9 protein-coding genes and 1 pseudogene are annotated in these 8,563 nt (G+C 50.5%); 7 read left to right on the top strand and 3 right to left on the bottom strand.

The annotated features are described in order from the left end of the window. The first annotated feature begins 181 nt into the window (after window positions 1-181). A pseudogene (locus HY879_19685) lies at window positions 182-355 on the top strand (4Fe-4S binding protein). Window positions 356-395: 40 nt separating this feature from the next. Here HY879_19685 and HY879_19690 read toward each other — a convergent pair. Genes HY879_19690 through HY879_19700 form a run of 3 tightly spaced genes read right to left on the bottom strand, consistent with a single transcriptional unit; the run spans window position 396 to window position 1,589 of the window. Beyond that, a complete protein-coding gene (locus HY879_19690; GenBank protein MBI5605559.1) occupies window positions 396-650 on the bottom strand; it encodes a hypothetical protein in 255 nt (84 codons plus the stop codon). A 51-nt stretch (window positions 651-701) separates the two neighbouring features. Further along, window positions 702-1,073, bottom strand: coding sequence for a hypothetical protein (locus HY879_19695; GenBank protein ID MBI5605560.1), 372 nt, complete (start codon window positions 1,071-1,073; stop codon window positions 702-704). A gap of 18 nt (window positions 1,074-1,091) precedes the next feature. After that, complete coding sequence (locus tag HY879_19700) at window positions 1,092-1,589, bottom strand: hypothetical protein (protein MBI5605561.1); 498 nt, start codon at window positions 1,587-1,589, stop codon at window positions 1,092-1,094. A gap of 128 nt (window positions 1,590-1,717) precedes the next feature. On the opposite strand from HY879_19700, the gene HY879_19705 reads away from it, so the two are divergent. From HY879_19705 to HY879_19730, 6 genes are all read left to right on the top strand, one after another. Then, entirely contained in the window at window positions 1,718-2,356 is a 639-nt protein-coding gene (locus HY879_19705) for a TetR/AcrR family transcriptional regulator (protein MBI5605562.1), read from the top strand. A gap of 113 nt (window positions 2,357-2,469) precedes the next feature. Further along, window positions 2,470-3,387, top strand: a complete 918-nt coding sequence (locus tag HY879_19710; protein ID MBI5605563.1) for an amidohydrolase family protein — start codon at window positions 2,470-2,472, stop codon at window positions 3,385-3,387. 54 nt (window positions 3,388-3,441) lie between these two features. Continuing rightward, entirely contained in the window at window positions 3,442-3,831 is a 390-nt protein-coding gene (locus HY879_19715; protein ID MBI5605564.1) for a hypothetical protein, read from the top strand. A gap of 24 nt (window positions 3,832-3,855) precedes the next feature. Further along, complete coding sequence (locus HY879_19720; GenBank protein ID MBI5605565.1) at window positions 3,856-4,872, top strand: hypothetical protein; 1,017 nt, start codon at window positions 3,856-3,858, stop codon at window positions 4,870-4,872. 317 nt (window positions 4,873-5,189) lie between these two features. Further along, window positions 5,190-7,589 (top strand): MMPL family transporter, encoded by a 2,400-nt coding sequence (locus HY879_19725; protein MBI5605566.1) that lies wholly within the window; start codon window positions 5,190-5,192, stop codon window positions 7,587-7,589. A 450-nt stretch (window positions 7,590-8,039) separates the two neighbouring features. Beyond that, on the top strand, window positions 8,040-8,563 hold a 524-nt coding region (locus HY879_19730; GenBank protein ID MBI5605567.1), incomplete at its 3' end, for a hypothetical protein.

Genomic DNA, 8,563 nt, shown 5'->3' on the forward strand with positions numbered 1-8,563 from the left:
ATTGTGGAACCACGTCGTAAAGGGCGAAAGCGTAAATCAGTGCCCATGTCCGTGCCCGAACCGGAAACCGTTAAATCAGAAACCATAAGGGATAGTAAAGACAGAGTTTTTCTCTTAAGTTAATGGCATTAGGTCCGACCCCGTTTTGTAGTTGCCGTTTTGTAGTTAGGATAGTAATGAAAAGGCCACCCGGAACCCGGACCGTTGTATCGGTTGTGGTCTGTGCGTTTCAGCCTGTTCTCCTGCGGCCCTGACCTTCAATCGTCTCGATGAAGGTCAAATAACCCCTCCCCCGGAGAATTATGTCAATTTACTGTTGACCATCGCGCAAGAGAAAGGCAAGCCCCTGTTTTAGGAAAGAATTCTGTCCGTTCACCTTAACTATTAAATAAGCCTTATGGACTTGTGGAAAGGCGAAGGATGACTTTTTCTTCCAGGTCGGCCACGATGGCCTTCATGGCCTGGCTTTCCTGGACAGGCCCGGATTGGTTCCACCCTTTCCGGAAGGCCTCTTTCGTTTTCTGCCGGAACGCCTCCAGGCTTACGGCCATATTCTCCCAGATAAAGAGTTTCTGAAGGATATGGCGCTCCGGGGCAGTCAGGTCCCTTTCCGTATCAAAGGATTTTCCAGATCGGGTGGTCAGAATCATAACCGGAAAAATATTGCCGAGAGTTCATGCATATTAAAAATTACCGGCCTTTCAATCTCCTCGACTTCGATTAGCTATCTTGGCCTCGGCCTGGAGGCGGCGGCGCTCTTCCCCCTCCCGGGCCAGGGCTTCACGATTGTTGTCGTCCACCCGCATGAAGGCCTCCCGCCATTCCTCATTGCCCCAGTAAAAGGGCGTCTGTACCGTGGTGCGCGGCATCCAGGCCCGTATCAGCGAGTCGAGGGCCGTTCCCACAATGGAGCGCTGCATCTCCACGTCCCAGGGCTTCCCACAGGGATTTCCCAGCGGAAAGTCGGTAAATACGAAACGGGCAACACCGCATTCCTCGACCACGTCCCGGGCCGAACCCATAACCACGGTGGACAGGCCGTTTTCTTCGAGATGTCGGGCAACCAGACTCACGGTCTGGTGACAGACCGGTCAAAGGGCCGATAAGAGTACGGCGTCCACCCCGTCCTGGCGGCACCATTCCAAAATCTGTGGGGCGGCCTCATTTACCGTCTTGCCCTGACTATAGTCGGTGGGCACTCCGTAGAAGCGGGGCGAAACCGACCCGATCAGTCCTTCGGCGGCATATTCGGTCAAACGATTGAGCGGCAGGAAACTATCCGGATCGTCGGTATGGGTGGCTTTCTTATCCCAGAAAAGGTGGTCCGTATAAATGCTTTCCGGCACGGGATGGGCCGGCATGGCATAAAACTCCCTGGTTTGCCCCTGGCTTTTGCCCTCTACTTCCGAACGGCCGGCGGTGGTCACCAGCCCCACCCGGCATTCGGAGAGCACCTTACGGAGGGGGGCGAAGGGAACATCCCGGTGATGGGCCCAGGCGTAAGGCTGGTTGTAACCCTGGGCAGCGTAATACTCCCGACTGCGATCTATATAACTGATAAAGGACCGGTAAGGTCGACGTTTATTCATAGGGAACCTCCATAATTAAATGGAATAAATTAAGGCATAAAAGATAATCAAAGTCAAAAAAAACTTGACAGGACCTAAAAAATATTTTAGAGAGTAACCATTCACTCTCTAAAGGAAAATCTATTCCCATGTTGTCGACCTTCAAAAAACTGCCTGAAAACAAACAAAATGCCTTGTTGAATGCCGCGGCCAAGGTTTTCGCCAAAAAGGGGTACTATCACGCCAATATCTCCGAAATTTGCAAAAAAGCGGGGATATCCAACGGGGCCCTTTACAAATATTTTAAGAATAAGGAATCTCTTTACTTATCCGTCTTCGACTACATCATCGATATTGTTTCAAAAGAACTGTTTTTGAAGCATCTGGACTCTCCCGGACCCGTTTACCTGATCATCCAAAACATTTTAAATGGGCTGGTAGTCCTGGCCAAAAACCATCCGGAGATGGTGGCCATCTATGTGGATATAGGCTCCTGTTCCATGAATAAACTTTCCGCCCCATTGGCGGAAAAGATGGAAGGAAAGGCCAAAGAGTTCTGGATGGAACTCGTCCGCCGGGGCCGGCAGAAGGGTGAAATCAAGACCAAATTCAGTGATGAGGGCCTGGCCTACTACATCGATAATCACATCACCCTCCTGGCCTACTCCCTGGCTTCAAAATATTTCGATACCCGGTTTCGCGTCTATTTCGGAGGGAAATCAAAAGAGGTTACCGACCAGGAAAAGATCAGGACGATTATTAAATCCATGCAGGTGGTCCTGGAATAAAGTTTTTTTAAAAATAAAAGAGAGCAACCATTCACTCTCTATTTTTTAAAAACAAGGAAAAAATTCATTCGCAATTTTTTTTCAGGGGTGACCATTCCAAAGGAGGAGGAAAAATGATTATCGATGTCCATTCCCATCTTGGAGATATTCTTTATCCTGAGGGCGGACAACTGATCTTCAAAAAGGGGATCAAAAAACAAAGGGGCTTTGATATTATCGGCATCGCCGAGCTGAGCCTCTATAAGACGAATCCCCTGTCCGAATGGCTTCTCAAGAAATTCTGCTCCAACCTGATTACCAAAGCCGGACGGGCCAGAAACGCGGCCGGGACCTTGGAAAACATGCAATTATCCATGACGGCCGCCGGCGTAATCAAAACAGCCTGCATGCCCATTGTGCCCTATTTGACCTTCGAAGATCTCCGAAAAGCCCAGGCCGTTGATCCTGGAATTATCCCTTTTACAGGTATTGATTTCACCAGAACAGATGATGCTGAAAATCAATTAAAAAGCGATGTCGCCCAGGGGGCCAGGGGATTGAAACTCCATCCGAACATCCAGAAGGAGCCTTTGGACAGCCAGAGGACTTTTACTGTCGTCGAAAATTTTTCCCAATTCAATCTCCCCGTCCTTTTCCACAGCGGGGTTACCTCCTATTACTTGGGTCCGGAATCGGAGAAATTTGAGATCCCTTCTTATGGAGAAACAGCTTATGCCAGGAAGTTGGTGTCTGCCTTCCCCAATGTACCCTTTATCGTTGGTCACGCCGGAATTTTTCAGTACAAGGAAACTATCGGTCTTCTGAGTGGATTTAAAAATACCTATGTGGATACCTCCTTCCAGCCACCGAACCGGATTCGAGAACTGATCCAGGCTTTCGGTCCCGAGCGGGTCCTGTATGCCTCGGACTGGCCCTGGGGGGACCGCAGGGCCTCGGTAAGTGCCGTTAGAAAGGCCTGTAGGGGAGACCGGTCTCTTGAAAAACTGATTTATTCTGAAAATGCCGCCCGGCTTTTGGGTCTGACATCCTGATTATTTATCAGGGGATGACCCATTAATACCTCCACCAAAAGATAAGGAATAATCATGAAAAGTTATCGAGGACTATTATTTCTTTCCGGGTTTTATTTCCTGGCAGTCGCAACAGCCCATCAGCTTGGACTAAAGATTCCGATGTTGTATGTTTTTTATGCGGTTGCTTCCGAACGATATCAAGATCTGATTATTTCATTCCTGTCCTTCGGATGGGCAATGCTCTTTACAATTGGATTCTTAGATACTGAATTGAAGGCAAGAACACAACTACCCGTTTTAATTTCCGGAATTGCAGCAATCTGTGGATTAATTCGTGCGCGCCTGGAGGTTCGATCTCATCCTGAAATCGATTTTGAAATCGCAGCCCTCGCTATCCTCTTATTGGCATTGATCACAACGTATCTTCTCTCTAAGAAAAAGAAAAGGGCACTAAACGCTTAACCGTTCAAAATTGGAGAGTACCCGATGGGCAAAACATTTTGTCGACGTCTTATTTCCAGAGGAGTGTTGCCTGCTTTCCTGATCCTTGGTGCTTCTCTATGTTTTCTAATCCCCCCAGGCCAGGCCCAGCAAAAAATTTACGACGACCTTTTTTCGGTGAGCTTTCCGAGTGAGAAGGAGGGGTGGGCCTCCGGTCGTTGGGGGTGCCTGGTCCATACGGCCGACGGAGGAAAAACCTGGGTCCGCCAGAAAACCGGGGTCGATCTGACCTTGAGTTCGGTGTGTTTTATCAACGCCCTGGAAGGATGGGCGGTGGGAGAGGAAGGGATCATTCTCCATACCCGGGACGGGGGGCATATCTGGAAGCGCCAGTCCAGTCCCATAGATCTTTTCCACATGAAGGTCTTTTTTATCAATTCCCAGGTCGGCTGGATCGTCTCGGAGTGGACCCATATCCTTTATACCGAAGACGGCGGCTTCACCTGGCAGATCCAATTCCGGGATCAGGATTTTATTCTAAAATCCATCTCCTTTTGCGACCCCATGAACGGCTGGGCCGTGGGGGAGTACGGTTTTATCTACCATACCCGAAACGGCGGAAAGACCTGGGAGAAGCAGGGGGGACGGTTCGGGATCTCCAAAACCACAGGAGACGTCGAGGGGGGAAATTACCTCTTTGATGTGACCGCGGTGGACCCCCAAACGGCCTGGGCCGTGGGCATTGACGGGACCGTCATCAGGACGGTGAACGGCGGGGCCACCTGGCAGGAGGTTCCCCTGCGCCTACCCCGGACCCAGTTGTTCGGGGTGACCGTCCAGGACAGAAATAAGATCCTGATCGGAGGGAACGGGGTCTTCCTGATCTCCCTGGATGGAGGAGCGACCTGGAAAACGCCCCGGTGTACCCCGCCTAATATTTATAACTGGATTTACGGCCTGTCCCGGAGAGGAAAAGCCGGATTTGCGGCCGTCGGCGGGGGCGGTATTATTTATTTCAGCGAGGGGGATAATCCCCTTTCCTGGAAACAAATTGCTTATTAGACCATGATGCCCCGCTGGGGAAAAAATCGGTAACAATTTAGTCCATTGAAAAATTTAAAACTTTTATTTGAAAATTCTGACTTTCTCACACGTCATTCCCGTGAAAACGGGAATCCAGGTCCTTTTCGTCTCAGCATAACACCTGGATTCCCGTTTTCACGGGAATGACGGAGGGGTTATCGCTGTTTTCTTAAAATGCTGAACTGATACGAATAACGAATTTCGAAGAAGAGTAAATCAAATTCGCATTTATTGATTTCTCCGAACTCTTAACTCCGAACTCCGAACTTTTTTTGATTTCTCAGGGAAGGAAAGGCATGGAAACAGGGAAATCGCAGGCCTGGTTGGATCGTCTCTCGCTTTTTTTGACCCGGCACCGGATGGCCGTTTTGCTGATCATCCTGGTCATCACCGCCATCTTCTTTTACGGGGCCTTCCGGATCAAAGGGGAGGTCATCCTGAAAGACATGCTCCCCTATGATCATCCTTATTTGAAACTGCATAACCGGTTTTCGGAAGTCTTCGGGAGCGGCGGGTCGACCCTGGCCATCGCCCTCAAGGCCAGGAACGGCGATATCTTTAACGAGGCCTTTTTAAAGAAGCTTCAAAAAATGACCAATGAGGTTCTCATGTGGGATGAGGTCTACCGGAGCCTGACCGTTTCCCTGGCCACCCGGTCGGTAAAGGTCGTTCGGCTCTTGAAGAAAGGGGAAATCAATATCGAGCCGATCATGTGGCCGAATATCCCCCAATCCCCGGAAGAGATGGCTTTACTCAAAAAAAATGCCTTTTCCTCACCGGCCTATAACGGTTCCCTGGTCTCGCGGGACGGGACGGCCGCCCTGGTCCTGACCGAGATGAAGGAAAACATCTCCTATGAGAGCATGTTCAACTTATTACGGAAATTGACCCGGGATTACACGGACAAAGATACTTCCATCCACATCGTCGGCTATCCCATGCTCATGGGCTGGATTTACAGCTTGAAGCCCCAGATGGTCATGGTTTTCGGGATCAGCATCCTGGCCATCGCCTTTATCCTTTATATCATCTTCCTGAATATTCCGGGCTTGATCTCTCCCTTAGTCAACGCCTTTATCCTGACCATCTGGGGGCTGGGCTTCATCGGTTTCACCGGCATCAACTTCAACCCCCTGCTCTACGTCCTGGCCTTTCTGGTGGGCTCCCGGATGATCGGCAACTCCCATCAAATCGCCTACCGCTATTTTGAAGAGCTCAACGCCAGCGGCAATGACCGGACGCAGGCCTGCTATAACACCATGCGGACCATGTTCATTCCCAATTTCGCCGCCGTCGTGGCCGACGTGGCCGGCTTCCTGGTCTTGTTTATCGCCAAGATCGCCTTGATGCAGCACCTGGCCGTCATCATGAGCTTCTGGATGATGAGTATTCTGCTGACCGGTTTCATGGTGCCGGCGGTTTGCAGCTTAATCCCTTTAAAGGTGGCCAGTGAGGCCTGGGCCAAAGAGAGCTGTCAGGTGGACTGGAAGGCCAGGATCATGATGGCCATGACCCGCTTTTCCATCGCCCCCGGCAGTCGCTACGCCGCGGGCGCCTTGATCGTCTTAGTGACGGTTTTTTGCTTCTGGCAAACCAGTAAACTCAAAATCGGAGACCCCTCTCCCGGTTCGCCCATCTTTTATGCCACCCATATCTACAATAAGGATCAGGCCCTGGTCAACAAGCTCTTTGATGCTTCTTCGGAAAATTTTTTGCTTTATTATGAAGGGACCCGGGAATCCGTCTACGACCCGGAGGTGCTGCTCACCTTCGAGGCCTTTGACCGCCACATGCAGGAAAGGCTGCCGGACATCTACAAATCGCCCGATTCCCTGATCAATACGGTCAAAATGGTCAATGTAACCCTTCACGACGGGGACCAGATCTGGTTCCAGTTGGTGCGCAACCCCAATTTACTGACCGGTCTCATGGGGTACGTCAAGTCATCGACCGATCCGGCCACCCTGGGCCGCTATATCGACCGGACCCTGGAGCGGGCCCAGTTGACCCTCTATTTTGCCGATCACACCTCGGATAATCTGTTGCGTATCCGGGATGCGGCCTATGATTTTTTCCGGAGTCATCCGAAAAAAATCAAACACGGGGGATTCAAACTGGCCGGAGGCAGGATCGGGATGGAGATCGCCCTCAACGAGGAGATGAAACGCTCCCATCTCATGATCGACCTGGCGGTCTACCTGGGTATTTTCATCCTCTGTGCCTTTTCCTATTGGTCGGTCACGGCCGGCCTGATGCTGACCCTGCCTTTGCTCCTGGCCAACAGCGTGGCCGGGGCCTATATGCATTTAATGGGTATCGGACTGTCCATCAATACCCTGCCCATTGCGGCCATCGGGGCCGGCCTGGGGGTTGATTTCGCCATCTATCTTTACAGCCGGGCCATAGAGGAATTCCCCCTTCAGGGCGGCGACTGGGAGCAGACGATCATCCAGTCCATCTGCACCTGCGGCAAGGCCGTGGTTTACACCGGGATAACGGTTATTCTGCCGATCCTGACCTGGTATTTTTTCTCCGAAATGAAGTTTCAGGCCGAGGTGGGTTTCTTCCTCTCCATGATCATGGCCACCAATGTCATCCTCTGCCTGACCCTTCATCCCTTATTGATTTTTATTATCAAACCCAGGTTTATCAGTGGAAAGGTCCCGACGGCTAAGAAATCATGGGAGCTGAAATGAAAAATAGGCATGAGGCATGAGGCATGAGGGCTTAGTACGAAAATAATCCGCATTAATAGTACAGCGGCACTTTTTTCGTCATTCCCGAAGGTTTTTATCGGGAATCCAGGGGTTTTAATTGGTTTTGTGTGCCTGGATTCCCGTCCCCGATTAAAGCATTCGGGGACAGGCTCTGCGCGGGAATGACGTTTTACAAGTTCATCAATAATAATGTTCAGCGAAACCCATATCCATGTTTATTGGCGCCCCACAGAAGCCTGAGGGTGGTTTTCCTCACGCCTCACGCCTCACGCCTCGCGTCTCAGGCCTTAAACCTTGAACCTTGGGCCTTGAACCTTTCTTGGAAGGGGGTGAGGAAAAGCAATTAAAGGTATCCGGAATTTTAAAAGGAGCAGCGAAAGTGCATTTCACTAAAAACCCTGATGGGAATCACAAAGAGAGGATGGGGTTATGAGGAAGAGATTTATTATTTATTTTTGGATGGTGATGGCAGCAACGGCGCTTTGGATCTGTCCTGCCGGAGCTACAGAATACATGGTATTTGACAAACCTTTAACGCTCCTGGGTTATGTGACCCAAGGGGCGGCTTTTGGTTTGAATGACGAATATGATACCAAAAAAGGGCTTCAGTCCGCCCTGATGAACCTGTTTCTTGAAGGGCAATACCGGATCAATCCTCAATTCAACCTTTATGCCTCAGGCCGGTTTTCAGCCGATTGGGCCTATCCCATCAATAACGGCCAGAGGGATTGGAACAACCGGTTGTTCGATCAATCGAGCAATCGCATGTACATAGACAACAACTACTGGCAGATATTGAATGAAGCCCATGTGACCTGGACCCCGGGCAACTTCTTTTTCCGGGTGGGCAAACAGATCGTTTCCTGGGGGGAGATGGACGGTTTCCGGATTATGGATCAGATTAACCCCTTAGACAGCCGCCGGGGCTTTGCCGACGTGGAATTTGAAAATAC

Source organism: Deltaproteobacteria bacterium, from assembly GCA_016219225.1.
Taxonomy (GTDB): domain Bacteria; phylum Desulfobacterota; class RBG-13-43-22; order RBG-13-43-22; family RBG-13-43-22; genus RBG-13-43-22.